At 71.6% G+C, this 19,197-nt stretch carries 18 protein-coding genes and 1 tRNA gene; 11 read left to right on the top strand and 8 right to left on the bottom strand.

Annotated features, from left to right (window positions below; genetic code table 11):
* Nucleotides 1-112 precede the first annotated feature (112 nt).
* The 3 genes from MIAR_RS10775 to MIAR_RS10765 are packed head-to-tail and all read left to right on the top strand — an operon-like array spanning nucleotide 113 to nucleotide 3,044.
* Complete coding sequence (locus MIAR_RS10775) at nucleotides 113-1,243, top strand: Gfo/Idh/MocA family protein (protein ID WP_285635306.1); 1,131 nt, start codon at nucleotides 113-115, stop codon at nucleotides 1,241-1,243.
* A complete protein-coding gene (locus tag MIAR_RS10770) occupies nucleotides 1,240-1,974 on the top strand; it encodes a cupin domain-containing protein (RefSeq protein WP_285635304.1) in 735 nt (244 codons plus the stop codon). The genes MIAR_RS10775 and MIAR_RS10770 overlap by 4 nt, the downstream gene beginning before the upstream one ends.
* Nucleotides 1,974-3,044 (top strand): Gfo/Idh/MocA family protein, encoded by a 1,071-nt coding sequence (locus MIAR_RS10765; RefSeq protein ID WP_285635303.1) that lies wholly within the window; start codon nucleotides 1,974-1,976, stop codon nucleotides 3,042-3,044. Before MIAR_RS10770 ends, MIAR_RS10765 begins: the two co-directional genes overlap by 1 nt.
* Nucleotides 3,045-3,057: 13 nt before the next feature.
* Here MIAR_RS10765 and MIAR_RS10760 read toward each other — a convergent pair whose 3' ends face one another.
* A complete protein-coding gene (locus MIAR_RS10760) occupies nucleotides 3,058-3,867 on the bottom strand; it encodes an alpha/beta hydrolase fold domain-containing protein (protein WP_285635299.1) in 810 nt (269 codons plus the stop codon).
* Between the two features lie 68 nt (nucleotides 3,868-3,935).
* Here MIAR_RS10760 and MIAR_RS10755 point away from each other — a divergent pair, with 68 nt between their 5' ends.
* On the top strand, nucleotides 3,936-4,595 hold the full coding sequence (locus MIAR_RS10755) for a GntR family transcriptional regulator (RefSeq protein WP_285635296.1): 660 nt from the start codon (nucleotides 3,936-3,938) through the stop codon (nucleotides 4,593-4,595).
* 52 nt (nucleotides 4,596-4,647) lie between these two features.
* On the top strand, nucleotides 4,648-5,937 hold the full coding sequence (locus MIAR_RS10750) for a hypothetical protein (RefSeq protein ID WP_285635293.1): 1,290 nt from the start codon (nucleotides 4,648-4,650) through the stop codon (nucleotides 5,935-5,937).
* 353 nt (nucleotides 5,938-6,290) lie between these two features.
* On the opposite strand, the gene MIAR_RS10745 is transcribed toward MIAR_RS10750, so the two are convergent.
* Entirely contained in the window at nucleotides 6,291-6,848 is a 558-nt protein-coding gene (locus tag MIAR_RS10745) for a hypothetical protein (protein ID WP_285635290.1), read from the bottom strand.
* Nucleotides 6,845-7,507: a hypothetical protein gene (locus tag MIAR_RS10740; RefSeq protein ID WP_285635288.1), complete on the bottom strand. Its 663-nt coding sequence runs from the start codon at nucleotides 7,505-7,507 to the stop codon at nucleotides 6,845-6,847. Before MIAR_RS10740 ends, MIAR_RS10745 begins: the two co-directional genes overlap by 4 nt.
* 120 nt (nucleotides 7,508-7,627) lie before the next feature.
* Between MIAR_RS10740 and MIAR_RS10735 the strand changes: the two genes are divergently transcribed.
* Nucleotides 7,628-8,281 carry an asparagine synthase gene (locus MIAR_RS10735; RefSeq protein WP_285635286.1) on the top strand — a complete coding sequence of 218 codons (654 nt, stop codon included), beginning with the start codon at nucleotides 7,628-7,630 and terminating at the stop codon, nucleotides 8,279-8,281.
* A gap of 69 nt (nucleotides 8,282-8,350) precedes the next feature.
* Nucleotides 8,351-8,423: transfer RNA gene (locus tag MIAR_RS10730), tRNA-Arg, on the top strand.
* A gap of 31 nt (nucleotides 8,424-8,454) precedes the next feature.
* Here MIAR_RS10730 and MIAR_RS10725 read toward each other — a convergent pair.
* Nucleotides 8,455-9,405, bottom strand: a complete 951-nt coding sequence (locus MIAR_RS10725; protein WP_285635284.1) for a LysR family transcriptional regulator — start codon at nucleotides 9,403-9,405, stop codon at nucleotides 8,455-8,457.
* Nucleotides 9,406-9,476: 71 nt separating this feature from the next.
* On the opposite strand from MIAR_RS10725, the gene MIAR_RS10720 reads away from it, so the two are divergent.
* Nucleotides 9,477-11,207: an L-aspartate oxidase gene (locus MIAR_RS10720; protein WP_285635282.1), complete on the top strand. Its 1,731-nt coding sequence runs from the start codon at nucleotides 9,477-9,479 to the stop codon at nucleotides 11,205-11,207.
* A 3-nt stretch (nucleotides 11,208-11,210) separates the two neighbouring features.
* Here the strand turns inward: MIAR_RS10720 and MIAR_RS10715 are convergent, their stop codons facing one another.
* Nucleotides 11,211-12,044, bottom strand: coding sequence for a sigma-70 family RNA polymerase sigma factor (locus MIAR_RS10715; RefSeq protein WP_285635280.1), 834 nt, complete (start codon nucleotides 12,042-12,044; stop codon nucleotides 11,211-11,213).
* 36 nt (nucleotides 12,045-12,080) lie between these two features.
* Nucleotides 12,081-12,572: a carboxymuconolactone decarboxylase family protein gene (locus tag MIAR_RS10710; protein WP_285635278.1), complete on the bottom strand. Its 492-nt coding sequence runs from the start codon at nucleotides 12,570-12,572 to the stop codon at nucleotides 12,081-12,083.
* A 130-nt stretch (nucleotides 12,573-12,702) separates the two neighbouring features.
* Here MIAR_RS10710 and MIAR_RS10705 point away from each other — a divergent pair, with 130 nt between their 5' ends.
* The 3 genes from MIAR_RS10705 to MIAR_RS10695 all read left to right on the top strand — a co-directional run bounded on the left by MIAR_RS10705 (nucleotide 12,703) and on the right by MIAR_RS10695 (nucleotide 15,786).
* Nucleotides 12,703-14,199: an L-serine ammonia-lyase, iron-sulfur-dependent, subunit alpha gene (locus MIAR_RS10705; protein WP_285635276.1), complete on the top strand. Its 1,497-nt coding sequence runs from the start codon at nucleotides 12,703-12,705 to the stop codon at nucleotides 14,197-14,199.
* 73 nt (nucleotides 14,200-14,272) lie between these two features.
* Complete coding sequence (locus tag MIAR_RS10700) at nucleotides 14,273-15,061, top strand: ABC transporter ATP-binding protein (RefSeq protein WP_285635274.1); 789 nt, start codon at nucleotides 14,273-14,275, stop codon at nucleotides 15,059-15,061.
* Nucleotides 15,058-15,786: an ABC transporter permease gene (locus tag MIAR_RS10695; protein ID WP_285635272.1), complete on the top strand. Its 729-nt coding sequence runs from the start codon at nucleotides 15,058-15,060 to the stop codon at nucleotides 15,784-15,786. Before MIAR_RS10700 ends, MIAR_RS10695 begins: the two co-directional genes overlap by 4 nt.
* A gap of 120 nt (nucleotides 15,787-15,906) precedes the next feature.
* Here the strand turns inward: MIAR_RS10695 and hrpB are convergent, their stop codons facing one another.
* Both hrpB and MIAR_RS10685 read right to left on the bottom strand, forming a co-directional pair.
* Nucleotides 15,907-18,456 carry an ATP-dependent helicase HrpB gene (gene hrpB, locus MIAR_RS10690; protein WP_285635270.1) on the bottom strand — a complete coding sequence of 850 codons (2,550 nt, stop codon included), beginning with the start codon at nucleotides 18,454-18,456 and terminating at the stop codon, nucleotides 15,907-15,909.
* A 50-nt stretch (nucleotides 18,457-18,506) separates the two neighbouring features.
* Nucleotides 18,507-19,037 carry a hypothetical protein gene (locus MIAR_RS10685; protein WP_285635268.1) on the bottom strand — a complete coding sequence of 177 codons (531 nt, stop codon included), beginning with the start codon at nucleotides 19,035-19,037 and terminating at the stop codon, nucleotides 18,507-18,509.
* Nucleotides 19,038-19,197 lie beyond the last annotated feature (160 nt).

Here is a 19,197-nt window from a genome sequence, read left to right as displayed (position 1 = left end):
CCCCGTTCCTGATCGTGGGCATCCGCGGATTCGTGCTTGACGCGGCATCCGCTCTCGACAATACTACCTAATACGTCTTTGTAATACGTATTAACGACGAGAGGCAACGCGGATGCTCAGGATCGGAATCGTCGGCACGGGCGGGATCGCGCAGGCACACGTCGAGGGCTATCGAGCGTTCCCGCACGAATGCGAGATCGTGGCTCTCGCGGATGCCCTGCCCGGGCGGGCCGCCGAGAAGACCGTCGCGTTCGGGGCTCCGGATGCCGCTGCCTACGACGACCCCGCCGAGATGCTCGTCCGTGAACGGCTCGACCTGGTCAGCATCTGCACGCCTCCTTCGACCCACGCGAGCCTCGCGATCGCCGCCCTCGATGAGGGGGTGCACGTGCTCGTCGAGAAGCCGATGGCGCCTTCGCTGGAGGAGTGCGACGCGATGCTCGCCGCCCAGGAACGGTCGGGACGCCTGCTTTCGGTGGTGGCCCAGAACCGGTTCCGCGATGACCTTGCCGCGCTCAAGGAGGTCGTGGATTCGGGCCTGCTCGGATCGATCTCCCACGTGCGCGTGGATTCCGCATGGTGGCGAGGACTGCCGTACTACGACCTGTGGTGGCGCGGCACGTGGGAGAAGGAGGGCGGCGGATGCACGCTGAACCACGCCATCCACCACATCGACCTGCTGCTCTGGATGCTCGGCCGTCCTGACGAGATCACCGCGATGCTCGCGAACGCCCAGCACGACAACGCCGAGGTCGAGGACCTCTCGATCGCGGTGCTGCGCTACCAGACCGGTCTGGCTCAGCTGACGAGTTCCGTGGTGCACCACGGGCAGGAGCAGGAGATCGTGATCCAGGGGGCGAACGCCCGCATCTCGCAGCCCTGGAAGGTGGTCGCCGAGCGATCGCGCCCGGACGGCTTCCCCGAGGAAGGCGGCGACGCGGCTCTGGTCGCGCGCATCGAGGCCCTCGTCGCGGACCGCGCACCGCTCGCCCATCAGGGCCACGAGGGCCAGATCGGCGACGTGCTGGCCGCCATTCGCGAGGGGCGTGCGCCGATCGCCGACGGACGCGACGGCCGCAGCGCCGTCGAGGTCGTCACGGCGATCTACAAGGCCGGGTTCGAGCGGGAGCATGTCGCGCTGCCGCTGTCGGCGGCCGACCCGTACTATCGGGCAGGGCAGCTCGTCGCGCACGCCCCGCACTTCCACGAGAAGACCGCCTCGCTGATCGAGGCGGCGTCATGACCTCGTCGTTCCCGGGCGGCACGTCGCTGTCGCAGCTGGACGTCTACGACGACGCCGCATCCGACGGCGTCTGCGGGGGCAGCCCGCATATGCACCTGGTGTCGACGGAGGCCTACATCGTCATCTCGGGCGAAGGCTCCCTGCAGACGATCGACGGCGCGGGCTTCCGGGAGACGACGCTCGTCCCCGGATCGGTCGTGTGGTTCACACCGGGAACGATCCACCGCGCGGTGAATCGCGGGGGCCTGCGCGTGATCGTGCTGATGAGCAACGCCGGGCTCCCCGAGGCGGGTGACGCCGTCATGACGTTCCCCGCCGAGATCGTGTCGGATGCCGCCGCGTACGCCGCCGCGGCATCCCTGGGCGATGCCTCCGATGCCTCCGAAGCGCGGGCCGAGCGCGCGGCTCAGCGCCGCGATCTCGCGGTCGCCGGTTTCGAGACGCTGCGGGACGCGGTGCTCGACGGCGACCGCGGCCCGCTGGACGCTTTCCACCGAGCTGCCCTCGCGCTCGTCCGGGATCGCTCGGCGGCCTGGGGCGACCTCGTCCAGCAGGGGCCGCTCGCGCAGGCTCGGAACTCCCTCGCCCTGGCATCCGCCGTCGCCGAGGGCAGCGCGGCGCACCTCGCCGACGCCCGCGTGCACGACGCGCTCGCCGCGTCCGGCGAGCGGAGCTTCGGCATGTGCGGTCGCCTGCGCACCTACGACGTCACCGACAGGGGGAACAGCTGATGTCCTTCACGTTCGATCCCCTGCCCCAGCCGGTCGTGGGGCCGGGCGAGTTCGTGTTCGCCGCCGTAGGACTGGACCATCCGCACATCGACGGGATGACGCAGGGCCTGCTCGACGCCGGCGGCACGCTCGCGCTCGTGCACGACCCGGACCCGGCGAAGGTCGCCGCGTTCACGGCGCGATTCCCGCAGGTGCGCGTCGCCGACTCCGAGGGGCAGGTGCTCGAGGATCCCCGCATCCGACTCGTCGCCAGTGCCGCGGTCGCGGCCGACCGTGCGCCGCTGGGCGTGCGGGTGCTCGAGGCGGGCAAGGACTTCTTCGCCGACAAACCGGCCATCACCACTCTCGACCAGCTCGAGGCGGCCCGCGAGGCGACGGTGCGCACCGGCGGCATCTTCGCCGTGTACTACGGCGAGCGGCTGACCTCGGAATCCGCGCTGCTGGCCGGGCAGCTGATCGACCGCGGCGCGATCGGCAGGGTGCTGCAGGTGGCCGCCTTCGGCCCGCACCGGCTGGGCACGGGCCGGCCCGAGTGGTTCTTCGACCCGGAGAGCTACGGCGGCATCCTCTGCGACATCGGCAGCCACAACTTCGAGCAGATGCTGCACTTCACCGGCGCGACCGACGGCGAGATCGTCAGCGCGACGGTCGCGAACTACGCCCACGCCGAGACCCCCGGCCTGCAGGACTTCGGCGACGCGCACGTCGTGCTCGACAACGGGACCACCGGTTACGTCCGCGTCGACTGGTTCACCCCGGCAGGCATCGACGTGTTCGGCGACGGACGCACGATCATCCTCGGCACCGAGGGCTACATCGAACTGCGCAAGTACATCGACATCGCGACCGGCAACGGCGGGAACCAGGTGCTGCTCGTCGATCAGGACGGGCAGCACCGGTTCGACGCGACCGGCATGACCGGGTACCCGTACTTCGGGCGGCTGATCCGCGACTGCCTCGACCGCACCGAGATCGCGATGACGCAGGCGCACGCCTTCAAAGCAGCCGAACTGAGCATCCGCGCCCAGGTCTCGGCCCGCGTGCTGGCGCAGCCGCCGGCCGGACTGTAGCCGGCGTCGGCGCTCAGCGCCGCGCCATCCACCCCGCCACACGCTCGATGGTCTTGCCGAACCCGGGTTCCTCGGGGCGGTTCAGATGCCCGTGGGCGGTGCCGGGTTCGAAGGACACGTCGATGTCGACACCGGCATCCGCCAGCGTGCGTGCGAACAGCTCGCCCGACATCCGCAGCTCGTCGACGTGGCCGTTGACCATGATCGTGGGCGGGAACCCGGCCACGTCGGCCGGTGTCGCCCGGCCGGGGACCGCGGCGAGAGGTGCATCGGTGACGTCGCCACCGAGGTAGGTCTCGTACATGGCCAGCACGGCGGGCGGCGTGAACACGTCGGCGTCCGGGTTCGCGTCCAGCGCCGCCCGCAACTCGGCGTCGGGCGCGGGCTGCACGGCCAGCAGGGTCGGGTAGGCGAGGAACACGCCGGTCGGCAGCGGGAGAGCGGATGCCGGTGCGTGCCCCAGCAGCCGCAGGATCGCGCCGGCGATCAGGTTTCCGCCGGCGCTGGTGCCCCCGACGAACAGCCGCTCGGCGCCGAGCTCCGGTGCGTGCTCGACCAGCCACGCCCATGCGGTGAGGATGTCGTCCGACCCGGCCGGGAACGTGCACGAGCCGTCATCGCCGACGAGGGCGTAATCCACCGAGACGACGGTGGCGCCCCGATCCGCGAACGCCCGGGCCACGGCATCCGCCTCCGGCATGTCCAGATCGCCATGCACGAAGCCGCCGCCGTGCGCCCACAGCAGTGCCGATCCGTGCAGCGGACCGTCGGAGGCGGGGTAGAGGCGGGCGAGACCATCGAGCAGGCTGCGGGGAGACGTCATGCACCCAGAATGGCACCGGTTTCACCGGAATACTGGCCGCAAGTCGCACCGGGTGGTTGAATCCAGGAATGATGCTGGAGCGGATCACGGGGCTGGAGTCGTCACGCGTGGCGGATGCCCTCCGCGACGACATCATGCTGGGCCGGCGCGAGCCCGGTTCGCGGCTGATCGAGCGCGACATCGCCGCCGAGCTGCAGGTCTCCCGGCTCCCGGTGCGCGAGGCGATCAAGGCTCTGGTCGCGGACGGCATCGTCGTGGCGCGCCCGCGCAGCTGGGCGGTCGTGCGGGAGTTCTCGGTGCAGGACCTGCAGGACTTCGCCGAGGTGCGCTCGGCGATGGAGACACTCGCCTTCGTGCTGGCCACGCAGCGCGCCGACGAGAGCGCCCTCGCCCTGCTGGAGTCGCTCATCGACGACGAGGAGGCGTCCGCCCGGTCGGGCGACGCGGTCGCGTCGCGCCAGGCATCCGCGATGTTCCACATCACCGCCGTGGAACTGGCGCAGAACGCCATGCTCACCGAGCTCGCCGCATCTCTCGTCACCCGGCTGCGCTGGCTGTTCGGCCAGCACGACGAGCTGGAGGAGATGGCGGTCCAGCACCGTGACATCCTCCGTGCCATGCGCGAGCGCGACGTCGAGGCCATCAAGGTCATGATCCCCGCCCATCTGGATGAGGGGAGACTCGCCGCCGAGCAGCGGCTGCGCGCCCGTCACGACGGGAACGGCTGACGCCGGCGTGAACGCTGCCGTGCTTCTCCCGCGCAGCCGATACCGTGGGGGCATGATCCCGGCGCTGCGCACCTTCGCGAGGATCCTCGCGCGCCACTGGCCGGCACTGATCGCCTGGTACGTGGGCGGCGAGGTGCTGCACCGCCTGCTCGTGCAGCTGGCCGGCTCCGTCGGCGGCTACAGCACGCTCGGCGGCCTGCTCCTTCTTCCGCTCGCGGTCGGCGCGCGCCTGGCCGCGTACGTGGCCATGTACCTGACGGTGCGCCCCTCGCTCGCGCATGTGGTGCAGAGCGGGGAGCCGGATGCCGGCATCCGCGCCTTCCTGAGGTCGACGCTCGTCGCGATCCTGCCGTTCTCGATCTTCTATGCGGCGTGGGGGATGCTCGACGCCGACCAGACGGAGTTCTTCCGCATTGCGAGCGCCATCGCGTTCCGCGAGACGGGCTTCGGTCTCGGCGAGGCGATCGTCGATCGAGGCGGGCTCATCTCCGTGGGCGTGCTGCCGGCGACGGTGCTCGTGGTGGCTCTGCTGGTCCGCGCCCTGCATGCCCGGTTCCGCGAGCGCCTGCCGGAGTGGACTCTGACGGTGGCCGCCTATGCGGAGCTACTGTGGACGTTCATGCTGTTCACCCTGGTCGGCCAGTGGCTCGCCGGCGTGCGCGCGTGGTTCGCCGGCCGGGCGGGAGCCCTGTGGCTGCAGGACTTCGGTGACGGCGTCGCGGCGGCCATCCCGTCGCTGGCGACCGTGTGGGAGGCCGTGCTCTGGCTGGTGGGGATCGTCGTCGCCGCCGCGATCGTGCCCGCCGCCTGGCTGGCCGTGGCCGGTGTGATCTACGGCGCCGACTTCGATGCGCTGCCGCCGGTGCTGGCGCGGCGCACCGAGGCGCTGCGCGGTGCGGTGGGCTCGCTGGCGCGCACCCTGCTGCAGCGGTTCGAGGATCTCTGGGCGGCGGTGGCCGCGATCTGGCGGGGCGGGCCGTTGCTGTTCGGCGCGTTCGCGCTGGCGTACGCGCTGTGGGCTCTCGCCGAGCGCACCGGCACGCGGGGGGTGCTGCAGGTCATCGGCGGGCACGAGTCCGGCTTCTGGAGCGCCTGGCTGCCGCTGGTGACGGTGGGGGTCGCCGCGATCGCCGAGCCGTTGCGCGTGGCGATCGTCGCGACCGCGTTCGACGCCGTGGTCGGTCGCCCCGGGGCCGGGATCGGCGTGCGCGATTCAGCCGCCGACGGGGAATCGGACGGTGTCGTCGCCGACGGCGATGTCGAGCCAGAACGGGCCCTCGGCGTCGTTCGGCAGGAGGAAGACGGAGAGGATGCGGTAGGAATCGGTCCCCTTCCGGCATGAGTTCTCCTCGTCGCCGTAGCGCACGTCGACCGCAGAGCCCGCGGTCAGCCAGACGCGGTCGCCATCCCTCTCACGGAGCGTGAACATGCCGCAGCGCTCGGCATCCTCTGCGCTGTCGGCGGACAGGCGGATGCTGAGGGTGTGCGCGCCGGCGGGTGCGGGGAACTCGTCGGGGATCGAGCGGACCAGCTCCAGCCGATTGCCGCCGACGTCGACCGGGCCGTCGGCGACGCGGGGCGCCGGGGGAGCCGCCTCCTGAGCGGGCAGCACGTCGAGCCAGACGCTCACCCCGATCAGGGCGGCCACCGCCGCGATCAGGGCGACCAGCGCGACGCGCTGCCTGCGCCACCACGTCATGGCGTTCCCACCTCCGGTGCGGTCAGCTCCACGGTCCCGGTGCGCTCCGCCGCATCCAGGTCGATCGGGATCATGATCACGTCGTCGAGCGACGGCGTGAAGTAGCCGGCCGAGAGACGCAGCTGAGCCGTGCCGGACCGAAGGCTCGCGGGCAGTTCGAAGGCGATCAGGCCGGTGGTGTCGACGCCCACGCGCAGCGGTGAGCGCAGCAGGGAGTCCGGCAGGCGCTCACTGGCATGGAACACGCGGCCGTCGACCAGCAGAGACGCGAGACCGATCTCGGCGTCCAGTTCGCTCTGACGGGCGGATGCCGCGATCTCGATCACGAGCCAGTTGCCCTCGGCATCCCATTCATCGCGCTCGTCGCTCAGCCGTTCGGCGACCGACGAGTGTACGACGCGCGCGGTCAGCGTCCGCGTCGTCACCTCCTGGTGCGCGGACCCGCGCACGGGAAACGCGTCCGTCAGCGAGTCCTCGGGTGGGGTGATCCCGCTCACGAGCCCCGCCACGAGAACGAGACCGGTGCCGATCAGCCATGGCGTCGCCCGGTTCACGACGCCAGCCCCACGGTGATGCGCGCGACCAGAGCGGTGCGGCGCCAGGTGATCGACGAGGACGACAGGATGATCTGTCCCGCCACCTCGCGGGCCTCCTGCACGTTCAGCCGCACGTCCCCGTCGGCGAAGGAACCGCGCGGGACGGGCCACCCGATGACGACCTCGGCGGGCACGCCCGGCTGCAGCACCGGCGTGCCCCTGCTGCCGTCGTCGCGCCACGCGCGACCGGGATCGGTCGCGGTGACATCGGACAGACCCAGCAGCGGACTGCTCGAGTCGATCAGCCGGGACGTGACGCCGTCGGCGGCGCCGATCAGGCTGACCGGGTGGTCGGTCAGGTTCTCCAGCCGGACGGAGAGGATGAGGATCTGCTCATCGGGCTTCGCCTTCCAGAAGTGCTCCTCGACCTCGTCCACCAGCTCGGCGTCGTGCACCGTGATGGCGTAGAGGGAGGTGCGCACCTCCTGGTCCGCCGCGGCCGCACCGGGAGTGCGGGATGCCGCTCGCAGCCCGCCCAGCGAGAGGAAGGCGATCACGAAAGCGAGCACGAGGACGGCCGCGATCCAGACCGGCGCCGTCGACGGCGCGAGAGCGCCCCGCAGCGAGCGTCGCGCCGCTGCGGACGCCGTGCCCGCGACCCCCCGCATTCTCGTCACGGGGGTCAGCCTATCCAGCGACGCGGTGCCGGCGCTCCTGCGGCGCGGTGGCGCCGTCGCGCGCGTGATCGGATCGGGTCTCCCCGACGTCGGCGGCGCCCGGTACGCTCGATTCGGGAGGTGCTCGTGGGACGTACGGCGGATGCCATCGGCGAGGGCGTCGCGATCGCCACCGCGGCCGCGAAGCTGGCCGTGAAGAACCAGATCCTGGTCGGCACGATCGCTCGCGGCGGCGTCTTCGAGATCGACCACTACATGGATGTGGCGCGCACGGCGCTGCTCGCCATGGCCAAGGAGTCCGACGAAGAGGCCGAGCGGCTCGTCGCACTGCGCAAGCGCGCCAAGGGCCGCCACTCCGATCCCCACGGCACGCACGACTACCGCGACCGCGATGTGCGCAACCTCCGCCGCCGCGCGCGCCAGTCCACCGGCGTCGCCGACCGGCTGCGCAAGATGACCGAGGAGCCCGACGCGCTGCGCGCTCTCGTCGAGGATGCGCGGGTCGCGGCCTGGGGTGACGTGCGCGGCAACCTCGACCGCCGGCTGCGGGTCGAGGCCATGCGCCCCGACCAGGATCCGGACTACGAGCGGATGCGGGATGCGCGCATGCAGGCGCTCAAGCTCGTCGATCTGCAGGCGCTCTCGTCCGAGCAGCGCGCGCGCCGGAAGCGGGAGAAGGCCGCCGAGAAGGCGGCCGAGAAGGACGCCGCGAAAGAAGCCGCACGAAGCGAGCGCAGTGCCCGCCGCGAGGCGCGACACGCGGGGGATGCATGACGGACCGGGTCGATTTCGCTTCGCTCTGATGGTTGTGTAAGCTGTTCCTTGGCCCGCTCGCCGGGCCTTGCGCCTCTAGCTCAATGGATAGAGCATCTGACTACGGATCAGAAGGTTGGGGGTTCGAGTCCCTCGAGGCGCACACTGTGTTGAGACAGTGCTGAAACCCCCTCTCAGGAGGGGGTTTCTTCTGTCTCCGGGAGGATGCTGCTCAGTGCCGGGTCGCGCTCGGCGAACCGCACGGCGGTCGCGACGATCAGGTCGCGCATGGCCGCGACGGCGACGCCGGGGATGACGTCCGAGCGGTGCGCCAGGCTCACGGTGCGCGTCAGCGGCACGGACAGCCGCGCTGAGCTCAGTCCCGGCTGATCCGTGAGCACCATCGCCGGCACCACGGCCACGCCCAGCCCGCGTTCGACGAACCGCAGCACGGCATCCATCTCCGGCCCCTCGAGCACGGACGTCGGCGTGAGCCCGGCGGCGCGGAACGCGGCATCCGTGGTGGCGCGGAGGTCGTAGCTGCGATCGAGTGCGATCAGCGGGATCCGGGAGAGGGTAATGAGGTCCACCGTGGCGCCTGCGGGGACGAGCGGATCCGCGGACGAGGTGACCACGACCAGTTCCTCGGACAGCAGCGGCAGCCGGCTCAGCGTCACGCCGGGCACGGGTCGCAGATCGGATGCCGTGATCAGCGCGATGTCGAGCTCGCCGATCGCGAGTTGCTCCACGAGTGCGCGCGATCCCGCCTCGGCGAGGTGCAGGTCCACCCCCGGATGCGCCCCGTGGAACGTGCTGATGGCCTCGGCCACCAGGCTCACGCAGAGCGTCGGCGGCGCACCCAGACGCACCCGTCCCCGACGGAGGCCGGCGAGCTCGTCCATCTCGGCGCGGATCGCGCCGACCTCGGCCAGGATCCGCTGCGCGCGCGGCAGCAGCACCTCGCCCGCCGGGGTCAGCGTGATGTGTCCTCGCGCACGATGGAGCAGCCGCCCGCCGAGTTCGTGCTCCAGAGTGGAGATCTGCCGGCTGAGCGACGGCTGGGCCACGTGCAGCACCTCGGATGCCCGGGTGAAGTGCCCCAGACGCGCGACCTCGACGAATCCGCGCAGCTGTTCCAGGTTCATGCGCTCAGGCTATCGAATTCAGCTGAACAATGCATTGGAGTTATCGAAGAGGCGAGCCTAGCGTGAATCACATGAGTGCTCTCGAACGACAGATCTCCACCACGGTCCTGGTCATCGGCACCGGCGGATCCGGGCTGCGCGCGGCGATCGAGGTCGCCGAACACGGCATCGACGTGCTGGCGGTCGGCAAGCGTCCGCGCCAGGACGCCCACACCTCCCTCGCCGCGGGCGGCATCAACGCGGCCCTCGGGACGATGGACGCCGAGGACAGCTGGCAGCAGCACGCCGCCGACACCATCAAGGAGAGCTACCTGCTCGCCGACCCGAAGACGGTCGAGATCGTCACACAGGGCGCCGAGCGCGGCATCCGCGACCTCGAGCGCTGGGGCATGGGCTTCGCCCGGGAGGACGACGGGCGCATCTCGCAGCGGTTCTTCGGAGCGCACACGTTCCGCCGCACCGCCTTCGCCGGCGATTACACCGGGCTCGAGATCCAGCGCACCCTGGTGCGCCGCGCCGAGGAGCTGGATGTGCCGATCCTGGACGGCGTGTACATCACCCGCATCCTGGTGCGCGACAACGTGGTGTTCGGCGCCTACGGCTTCGACCAGGCCGACGGCACGCGGTACCTCATCCACGCGGACGCCGTGATCCTCGCCGCCGGAGGGCACACCCGCATCTGGCGGCGCACCTCCTCGCGCCGCGACGAGAACACCGGCGACTCCTTCCGGCTCGCCGTCGACGCGGGCGCCCGCATCCGGGACCCCGAACTCGTGCAGTTCCACCCCTCCGGGATCATCGAGCCGGAGAACGCCGCCGGCACGCTGGTCTCCGAGGCGGCTCGTGGCGAAGGAGGCATCCTGCGCAACGGACTGGGCGAGCGCTTCATGTCGAAGTACGACCCGGAGCGGATGGAGCTCTCCACCCGCGACCGCGTCGCACTGGCTGCATACACGGAGATCAAGCAGGGTCGTGGCACGACGAACGGCGGCGTCTGGCTCGACGTCTCGCACCTGCCGCGCGAGACGATCATGACCCGGCTGCCACGCGTCTACCAGACGCTGCTCGAGCTGCAGATGCTCGACATCACCGTCGATCCGATCGAGATCGCACCGACCGCGCACTATTCGATGGGCGGCGTCTGGGTGCGGCCCGAGGATCACGGCACCGACGTCGACGGCCTGTACGCCGTGGGCGAGGCGGCCAGCGGTCTGCACGGTGCGAACCGCCTCGGCGGCAACTCGCTGATCGAGCTGCTCGTCTACGGGCGGATCGTCGCTCAGGCCGCGATGGCGCACGCGCTGGGCCTGGATGCGCAGCGACGCTCGACGGATGCCGTCGCCCGCGCGCGCGCCGAGATCGACGACCTGCTCGCCTCCGACGGCGCTGAGAACGTGCGGGCGCTGCAGCGCGCCATCCGCAACACCATGACCGAGCACGCCGGCGTGGTGCGTGACGAACAGGGCCTGCGCGCAGGACTGGCCGAGCTCGACGCGATCGAGGCGCGGATGGCGGACGTCGGCATCCACCCGGACATCGCCGGCTTCCAGGACCTCGCGCACGCCTTCGACCTGAAGGCATCCGCGATCGCCGCGCGCGCCACCCTGGAGGCGGCGCTGGAGCGTCGCGAGACCCGCGGATGCCACAACCGCAGCGACTTCCCCGAGACCGATCCGACCCTGCAGGTGAACCTGGTGTGGTCGCCGGCCACGGGCGTCTCCCGCGAGCCGATCGCGCCCATCCCGGCCGAGATCTCCGAGCTCATGCGCGAGGTCGACAGCACCGGCAAGCTCGTCGAGTAGCCCTCAGCGCAGCTCGCGCGTCTCCATCACCGTGATGCGCTCGCCCTCGGAGGTGAAGGACAGCAGCGAGACGGGGACGCCGTCGTCGATCGCGACGACGGCGAACCCGTCGACCAGCTCCACGATCTCGAAGTCGTAGCCCGTCGCGTACCGGTGGAACGCGGCGGCGGATGCCGCCACCTTCTCCGCTCCGCGGACGATCCGGATGCCGTCGGCACCCTGATCCAGGTGGAACTCGACGTCGGGGTGCAGCACGGCGAGCAGCCCTGCGAAGTCGCCGTCGCGCGCCGCCGCCAGGAAGGCGTCGACGACGGCCCGTCGCTGCGCGCGGGTGGCTGCCTGATCGGCATCCCTCGGTGCGGCACCGCGCACCCGGTCGCGCGCGCGGCTCGCCAGCTTGCGCGCGGCGGGCGGCGTCCGCTCCACGATGGGCGCGACCTCGTCGAAGGACAGTCCGAACACGTCATGCAGCACATAAGCGAGACGCTCGTCGGGGGTCAGCTGATCGAGCACCAGCATCAGCGCGTAGCCGACGCGGTCGGCGCTCTCGGCGCGCACCGTCGGGTCGGCGTCGGCCGGCGCCCGCTCGACGTCGGGGAGAAGATCGAGGGGGTTCTCCTGCCGCCGGCCGCGCGCACGCAGCTGATCCAGGCAGATGCGGCTCACCGTCTTCGTCAGCCACGCCCGCGGGTCGTCCGCCTCGGCTGCGGTGCCGGAGGCCCGGATCCAGGCCTCCTGCACCGCATCCTCCGCGTCGGCGTGCGAGCCGAGCATCCGGTAGGCGACCGCAGTCAGATATCTGCGGTGCGTCTCGAAGATCTCATCGGGCTCGGTCATCGGCATGTGTGCTCCGTTCCGCAGGGCAAGCTATCGTCAGCGCGCGCCGGCCGGCTGGCGGATCGCCGCGTTGATGCGATTCCACACGTTGATGGCGCCGATCTCGAACAGCAGTCCCGAGATCTCCCGTCGGTCGAAGCAGTCGAGCATCTCGGCCCACAGCTCATCGGAGACCGGGTCGTGGTGGTCGGCGAGACGGGTCAGCGCCTCGGTGAAGGCGAGGGCGGCGCGCTCGCGGGCGGTGAAGTACGGGGCATCCCGCCAGGCGGCGATGGCGGCGACGTGCTCCGGTGCGCCGCCGCCGTCGAGCAGCTGCTTCGTGTGGTCCACCACGCACCAGCTGCAGCCGTTGAGCTGACTGGCGCGCAGGGAGACCAGCTGCAGCAGCGCGTCCGGCAGGCCCGAGGACTGCGCGATGCGGTTCACTCCGGTGAGGGCGTCGATCCCGCCCTCGAGCAGGAACGCGGGGTGCGGCATGCGGGCCTTGTGCTCGATGACGGTGCTGGTGGTGTTCGTGTTCTGGTTCATACAGAGGGGACGACCGGCGCGGAGGAAGTGTGACCGATCCGCCGGAATCTTTTTCGCGGGGCGGCCTTCACGCCGTTCCGCCAGGCGGGAGAGCGGCCTCGACAGGGCCGCGCAGGCCTAGGCTGGAGGGGTGACTGCGTACGTCTCGGCCTTCGACCTGTTCTCCATCGGAGTGGGGCCCTCGAGCTCCCATACCGTCGGCCCGATGCGCGCCGGAGTCGACTTCGCCGCGCGCCTGGAGGCCGAGGGGACGCTCGACCGCGTGACGCGCGTCACCTGCGAGCTGTTCGGCTCGCTGGGCGCCACCGGGCTCGGTCATGGCACTCCGGATGCCGTGGTCGCGGGGCTGCAGGGCCTGCACCCCGAGACGTGCGACCCGGATGACGTGCGCGCCGCGTGGCAGGGGTGGCCGGAGGGGCAGCGACTGAACCTCGCCGGGCGGTACCCGATCGACTTCGCGAAGGACGACGTCGTCTTCATTCCGCGCACCCGCCTGCCGGGGCATCCGAACGCGATGACGCTGCGCGCGCTGGATGCCGAGGGCGGGACGGTCGCCGAGCAGATCTACTACTCCATCGGCGGCGGGTTCATCCGCCGCGACGGCGAGGAAGCGCGCGTCACCGCGGCCGTCCAGCCGTTCCCCTACGACGACGCGGCCTCGCTGCTCGCCCTGTGCGACGAGAACGGGCTGTCGATCGCCGAGCTCGCGCGCCTGAACGAGACCGCCGTCCGCAGCGAGGAGGAGGTGGCGGCCGGACTCGACGCGATCTGGGACGCCATGCGCGCCTGCGTCGAGGCCGGCCTGCACACCGGCGGCACACTGCCGGGCATCCTCAAGGTGAAGCGCCGCGCCAATGACATCCGCGAGCAGCTGGAGGCCGTCGAATCCGACGGCCACGCGCAGGTGCCGGGGGAGTGGCTCGGTGCGTTCGCTCTCGCCGTCAACGAGGAGAACGCCGCCGGCGGACGGGTCGTGACCGCGCCGACCAACGGGGCGGCGGGAATCCTCCCCGCCGTCGCGATGTACTGGTGGCGCTTCCTCGCCGACTCCGGACTCGGCGTCGGCAACGCGGTGACGCCCTACGGCGAGCTCGTCGGCAGCGCCCTGCTCGGTTTCGGCGCGGAGGCGTCGCTGATCGCCGTCGGCGCCATCGACGACCCCGACGTCATCGCCGAGGCGAACCGCCGCCGGGGCATCCGCCGATTCCTGCTGACCGCCACCGCACTCGGCTCGCTGTTCAAGGCGAACGCGTCGATCTCGGGTGCCGAGGGCGGATGCCAGGCCGAGGTCGGATCGGCGTGCGCGATGGCCGCCGGTGGCCTGACCGCCGTGATGGGCGGTACGAACCGGCAGATCGAGAACGCCGCCGAGATCGCGATGGAGCACCACCTGGGCCTCACGTGCGACCCGATCGGCGGACTCGTGCAGATCCCGTGCATCGAGCGCAACGCGATCGCGGCGTCCACCGCCGTCACGGCCGCCCGCCTCGCGCTGCGCGGCGACGGCGAGCACTATGTGTCACTGGATGCCGTGGTCGAGACCATGCGCCAGACCGGCCTGGACATGTCGACGAAGTACAAGGAGACCAGCGAGGGCGGCCTCGCGGTGAACGTCATCGAGTGCTGAGCATCCGTTCCGGGTCGCTGATCCCGTCGGAGGGCACTGTCCAGCGCCCCGCGCGAGGTGAATAATTCATCGCATGAGCGATGATGCGGTGGTGATCGACGGGCTGCGGGTGCGGCGCGGGCGTCACGACGTGTTCGACGGGTTGTCGCTTCGCATTCCGCGTGGGCAGGTGATCGGTCTGCTCGGGCCGTCCGGATGCGGCAAGACCACGCTCATGCGCTCGATCGTCGGCGTGCAGCGCACCCACGGCGGCAGCGTCACCGTGCTCGGTGAGGCCGCGGGCGCCCGCGGCCTGCGGCGGCGCGTCTCCTACGGCACCCAGGGCTCCGCCGTGTACACCGACCTGACCGTCCGCGAGAACCTGCGCTACTTCGCATCCGTCCTCGGTGCGCCGCGAGACGACGTCGACCGGGTGCTGACCCAGGTGGGGCTCGCCCCACACGCGAACCAGGCGGTCGATGCGCTCAGCGGTGGTCAGCTGAACCGGGTGTCCCTCGGTGCAGCGCTGCTGGGTACCCCGGAGCTCGTCGTCCTCGACGAGCCGACGGTGGGCCTGGACCCCGTGCTGCGATCTGAGCTGTGGACGCTGTTCCGCGAGATCGCCGACGCCGGCACCACCATGCTCGTCTCCAGCCACGTGATGGACGAGGCGCTGCGCTGCGACCGGCTGCTGCTCATGCGCGACGGCCGGATCATCGCCGACACCACGCCGCAGCAGCTGCTCGCTGACACCGGGCAGACGGACGCCGAGGCGGCGTTCCTCACGCTGATCCGCCGTGACACCGGCCACGAGACGCGTCGCTCGCTGCGTGAGCGCGAGAGGGAACGCGAGAAGGATCACGGCCAGGAGGTGGAGCGATGAAGCGCACCTTCGCCACGGCCGGCCGTGTGCTGCAGCAGCTGCGCCACGATCCGCGTTCGATCGCGCTCATGCTCGTGGCGCCCAGCCTGCTGGTCGGCCTGTTCGCCTGGCTGTTCGCGGATCAGGATGGGGTGTTCGACAGGTTCGGTGGCGCGATCCTGGCGCTGTTCCCGTTCATCGTGATGTTCCTGATCACGTCGATCACCACGCTGCGCGAGCGGCGCTCCGGTACGCTCGAGCGGCTGATGACCACGCCGCTCGGCAAGGCCGACTTCATCCTCGGCTACGCGCTCGCGTTCGGGCTCATGGCGATCCTGCAGGCGGTCATCACGGTCGCGTTCGCCGTGTACGCGTGCGGGCTGACCGTCGACGGGCCGCTGTGGCAGCTGGGCGCGGTGGCGGTGCTGGATGCCGTGCTCGGCACCGCCCTCGGACTGCTGGCCAGCGCGTTCGCGCAGACCGAGTTCCAGGCCGTGCAGTTCATGCCGGTGCTGGTGTTCCCGCAGATCATCCTCGGCGGCCTGTTCATGCCTCGCGATCAGATGCCCGACGTGCTCTACGCCATCTCCGACTGGCTGCCGCTCAGCCATGCGATCGACGCCATCCAGGCCGTCACGAAAGGCGACGAGGGCTGGGATGTCGGCGCGCCGCTGCTGATCGTCGCGGCCTTCGCGGTCGGATGCCTGGTGCTGGCGCCGCTCACGCTGCGCCGCCGCACGCCGTGAGGCCGTCCGATGGCCAGCATCCGTCGCCCGATCCGCGGACGAAGTCCCGATTCCCGGACGGATGCGGCCGATCGGCCCGCTGATCGGGACAACGTCCGCTGACCGGGGCGGTGGCAGGGCTCAGCCGCGCGCGGCGCGGTTCTTCGTGTGCCGGGTGGGGGCGGCCGCCCAGGGGTCCTCGGGCCACGGATGCTTGGGGTACCGTCCGCGCATCTCGGCGCGCACCTGCGCGTACGGTCCCGACCAGAAGGAGGCCAGATCGTCGGTGACGGCCAGCTGCCGCCCGGCTGGGGAGAGCAGATGGAACAGCACCGGCACGCGGCCGTCGACCAGTCGTGGTGTCTCGGCCCAGCCGAAGCACTCCTGCAGCTTCACCGCGACCACCGGCCGCGCCGTCGGGTCGTCGAGCGGTGGGTAGGCGACGCGGATGCGGGAGCCGCTCGGCACCTCGAGGCGCTCCGGCGCCAGCTCGTCGAACCGCACCGCCTCCGGCCACGGCAGCAGGCGTCGCAGCGCGGAGGCCAGGTCCAGCCGATCCGCCGGCGTCCCTCCCGCCAGGGCGTCGAGCTCGGGCGCCAGCCAGGCGTCGATGGCCGCGAGCAGGCCGGCATCCGATACATCGGGCCAGGGCGCGCCCAGCTCCCGATGCAGCAGTGCCAGGCGGCGCCGCAGCTCGTCCGCGGCATCCCGCCAGGCGAACAGCCCCAGCCCTTCGCGGCGCAGGGCGCGCCGCACAGCGTCCCTGCCCTCGTCAGCCGATGCCCGCACCGGCACCGATGCCCGCACGATCGCGCCGACCCGGCGTTCGCGTCGGGCCTGCACGCGGGAACCCGCGAACTCGGCCTCGACCCGGTCTGTCATCAGATGGCTCGCGGCGTGCTCCATCTGCGCCTCCGAGAGCACGGCGGCGGCGCGCACGACCGCACCGGAGCCGGCCGCCGCGCGTCCGGAAGCGCGGGCGACGTCGGCGACGGCGAGCCACTCGGCATCCGCGAGCGGACCGCGCACTCCCGCGCGCGTGCCCGAGGCCAGCAGGAACGTCGCCCCGTCGGATGATCGATCCATGCGGCGGGCGATCCGCTCCGGGAACGCCAGCGCGATGACCAGGCCCACGCCGTCGAGGTCGACCCGGATGCCCGGCGTCGCCGGCACCAGTCGTTCGAGACGGTCTGCATCGCGGCTCCAGCGCCGGGCGTCGGGGGTGCGTCCGCCGCGCAGGGAGACGAGGGCGTGCGCCGCATCGGCATCCGCGATGCGCAGGTCCCCGCCCAGCAGTGCGACGACCTCGGCGGCGAGTCGCGCGCCGACCAGCGGCCCGCCGTCGCGCAGCGCGCGGGCGAGGCGCGGATCGGTGGGGATGCGCGCAAGCGACCGTCCCTCCTCGGTGGCGCGTCCGTCGGCGTCGATCGCGCCGAGTCCGTGCAGCACGCGGACGGCGTCGGCGAGGCTGTCGGCGGGCAGCGGATCGATCAGCCGCAGTCCGGTGCCCCCGGGCGCACCCCAGCAGGCCAGCAGAAGTGCGGCGTCGGCGAGATCGGTGGTGGTGATCTCGGGCGCGGGGCGGGCGGGCGCGGCAGCGTAGCTGCGCTCGTCCACGCAGCGGATCACGGTTCCCGGACCTTGACGGGTGGCTCGTCCCGCGCGCTGCACGCAGGACGAGCGCGATGCCGCCGAGGTGACCAGCCCGCTCATGCCGCGCGCCGCATCACGCACCGGATGCCGGGCCAGGCAGCTGTCGACGACCAGGCGCACGCCCGGCACGGTGAGCGACGACTCCGCGAGGGATGTCGTCACGATGATCCGGGGTGGATCCTCGGGGCCGCGGCCGCGGATCACGGCATCCTGGTCTGCCGCGCGGATCTGCCCGTGCAGTTCCCGCACGTCGAAGCCGCCGCCCGCATCGCGGAGGCGGCCGGCGATCTCGGACACCTCACGGGCACCCGGTGCGAACACGAGCACGTCGGCGGTGGGGTCCTCGTGGGTCAGGTCGCGGGCAGCGGATGCCGTGGTCCGCGCGACATGATCCAGGAACGCCCACGTCACCCCACGCTCGTCCAGGCGCGGTGCGGGGCTCGGCGCCCAGCGCTCGGTCAAGGGGAACGCGGGCACGTCGTGGTCCACGACCGGGGCGGGGGCGGCATCCGTACCGAGAACGGCGGCGATGCGCGCGGCGTCGAGCGTGGCCGACATGGCGATCAGCACGAGGTCCTCGCGCAGCTCACGCGCCTCACCGAGCAGGCCGATCAGCAGGTCGGTCTCCAGCGCCCGCTCGTGCACTTCGTCGATGATCACGGCGTCCACCCCGTCGAGCCCCGGATCATCCAGCATCCGCCGCAGCAGCACTCCGGCCGTGACGAACTCCACGCGTGTGTCGCGGCCGACCGCGCGCTCGCCGCGGACCGTGAAGCCGACGCGGTCACCGAGGACGGACCCGTCCAGCTGCGCGAGCCGGCGCGCGGCGGCACGGGCGGCGACCCGACGCGGCTGCGTGACGATCACACGACCCGTGGTGCGCGAGGCCAGCAGCGGCGGCACCAGCGTCGTCTTGCCGGTGCCGGGAGGGGCGCTCACGACGACCGCGGCGCTGGTGTCGAGCGCTGCGGACAGCGCCGGCAGGGCATCCGTGAACGACAGCCCCGCGCCGATCGCGGCGAGATCGAAGGCGGGCATGCACCCAGTCTGCCGTGCGGGGCGGCTTCCTGCCGCGCTGCGCCTCCGCGCTACATGTTGATGATCACAGCGGCGACGACGAGCGTGACCACAGCGATGATCAGGGCAGTGCCGCAGCCGATGGCCATGATCGCGGGGTAGCCCAGGCGTGAGACGCGGGCTCCGGACGCGCGCGAGGCCGCGAGGAACTGCGAGCCGCCGCCGGCGCTGAACGCCTGCGCGGCGGACGCCTGGTTCGCGAGCCGTCCCGCGGTGCTCGCCGTCTCGAGGATGGGGGAGCCGGTGATGTTGCCCGTGATGCCGGTGACGTTGAGCCTGACGGCCCGGTCGACCGCCGCCGGGTCCGCGAGGATCGGGTAGCTCTGGCCGCGCACGACCAGGGTGATGCGCTGGGCGGCCGACTTCACGACCACCTCGCTCGCAGGCACGCTGAAATGCTGCACCCAGCCGGCGGGGGTGGCGACCCACAGCGTCACCAGGCCCTGCCCGACGACCGCCTGCGCAGGATTCCAGCCTCCGGTCGCGCGATCGACGAGAGCTCCCGAGAAGACGGCGTAGGGGAGCTGGTTCGGCATCGTCATGCTTCGAGTGTACGGAGCGGTCTTCGCAGCAATCCGCGAACTCCGGCGCTCGGCGCGCGCCGGCCGGCCCACCGTTGTCCTCGCCCCTGCCCAGCTACGTCGCCCCTGCTCATCTACGTGAATGAACAGGGGCGAGGTAGCTCAGCAGGGGCGGCGAGGG

It is taken from the genome of Microbacterium arabinogalactanolyticum (genome assembly GCF_030268005.1).
In the GTDB taxonomy this organism is placed as follows: Bacteria; Actinomycetota; Actinomycetes; order Actinomycetales; family Microbacteriaceae; genus Microbacterium; species Microbacterium arabinogalactanolyticum.
The sequence above is the reverse complement of the archived record's forward strand: the minus strand, read 5'-3'. Positions and strand labels throughout refer to the sequence as shown.

Bases quoted from the DNA above. Each gene is read 5' to 3' on its own strand.
- MIAR_RS10775 (WP_285635306.1), top strand. From the start codon at position 113: ATGCTCAGGATCGGAATCGTCGGCACGGGCGGGATCGCGCAGGCACAC.
- MIAR_RS10765 (WP_285635303.1), top strand. From the start codon at position 1,974: ATGTCCTTCACGTTCGATCCCCTGCCCCAGCCGGTCGTGGGGCCGGGC.
- MIAR_RS10760 (WP_285635299.1), bottom strand. From the start codon at position 3,867: ATGACGTCTCCCCGCAGCCTGCTCGATGGTCTCGCCCGCCTCTACCCC.
- MIAR_RS10710 (WP_285635278.1), bottom strand. From the start codon at position 12,572: ATGAACCAGAACACGAACACCACCAGCACCGTCATCGAGCACAAGGCC.
- MIAR_RS10685 (WP_285635268.1), bottom strand. From the start codon at position 19,037: ATGACGATGCCGAACCAGCTCCCCTACGCCGTCTTCTCGGGAGCTCTC.
- MIAR_RS10725 (WP_285635284.1), bottom strand. From the start codon at position 9,405: ATGAACCTGGAACAGCTGCGCGGATTCGTCGAGGTCGCGCGTCTGGGG.
- MIAR_RS10770 (WP_285635304.1), top strand. From the start codon at position 1,240: ATGACCTCGTCGTTCCCGGGCGGCACGTCGCTGTCGCAGCTGGACGTC.
- MIAR_RS10715 (WP_285635280.1), bottom strand. From the start codon at position 12,044: ATGACCGAGCCCGATGAGATCTTCGAGACGCACCGCAGATATCTGACT.
- MIAR_RS10750 (WP_285635293.1), top strand. From the start codon at position 4,648: ATGATCCCGGCGCTGCGCACCTTCGCGAGGATCCTCGCGCGCCACTGG.
- MIAR_RS10700 (WP_285635274.1), top strand. From the start codon at position 14,273: ATGAGCGATGATGCGGTGGTGATCGACGGGCTGCGGGTGCGGCGCGGG.
- MIAR_RS10695 (WP_285635272.1), top strand. From the start codon at position 15,058: ATGAAGCGCACCTTCGCCACGGCCGGCCGTGTGCTGCAGCAGCTGCGC.
- hrpB (WP_285635270.1), bottom strand. From the start codon at position 18,456: ATGCCCGCCTTCGATCTCGCCGCGATCGGCGCGGGGCTGTCGTTCACG.
- MIAR_RS10720 (WP_285635282.1), top strand. From the start codon at position 9,477: ATGAGTGCTCTCGAACGACAGATCTCCACCACGGTCCTGGTCATCGGC.
- MIAR_RS10755 (WP_285635296.1), top strand. From the start codon at position 3,936: ATGATGCTGGAGCGGATCACGGGGCTGGAGTCGTCACGCGTGGCGGAT.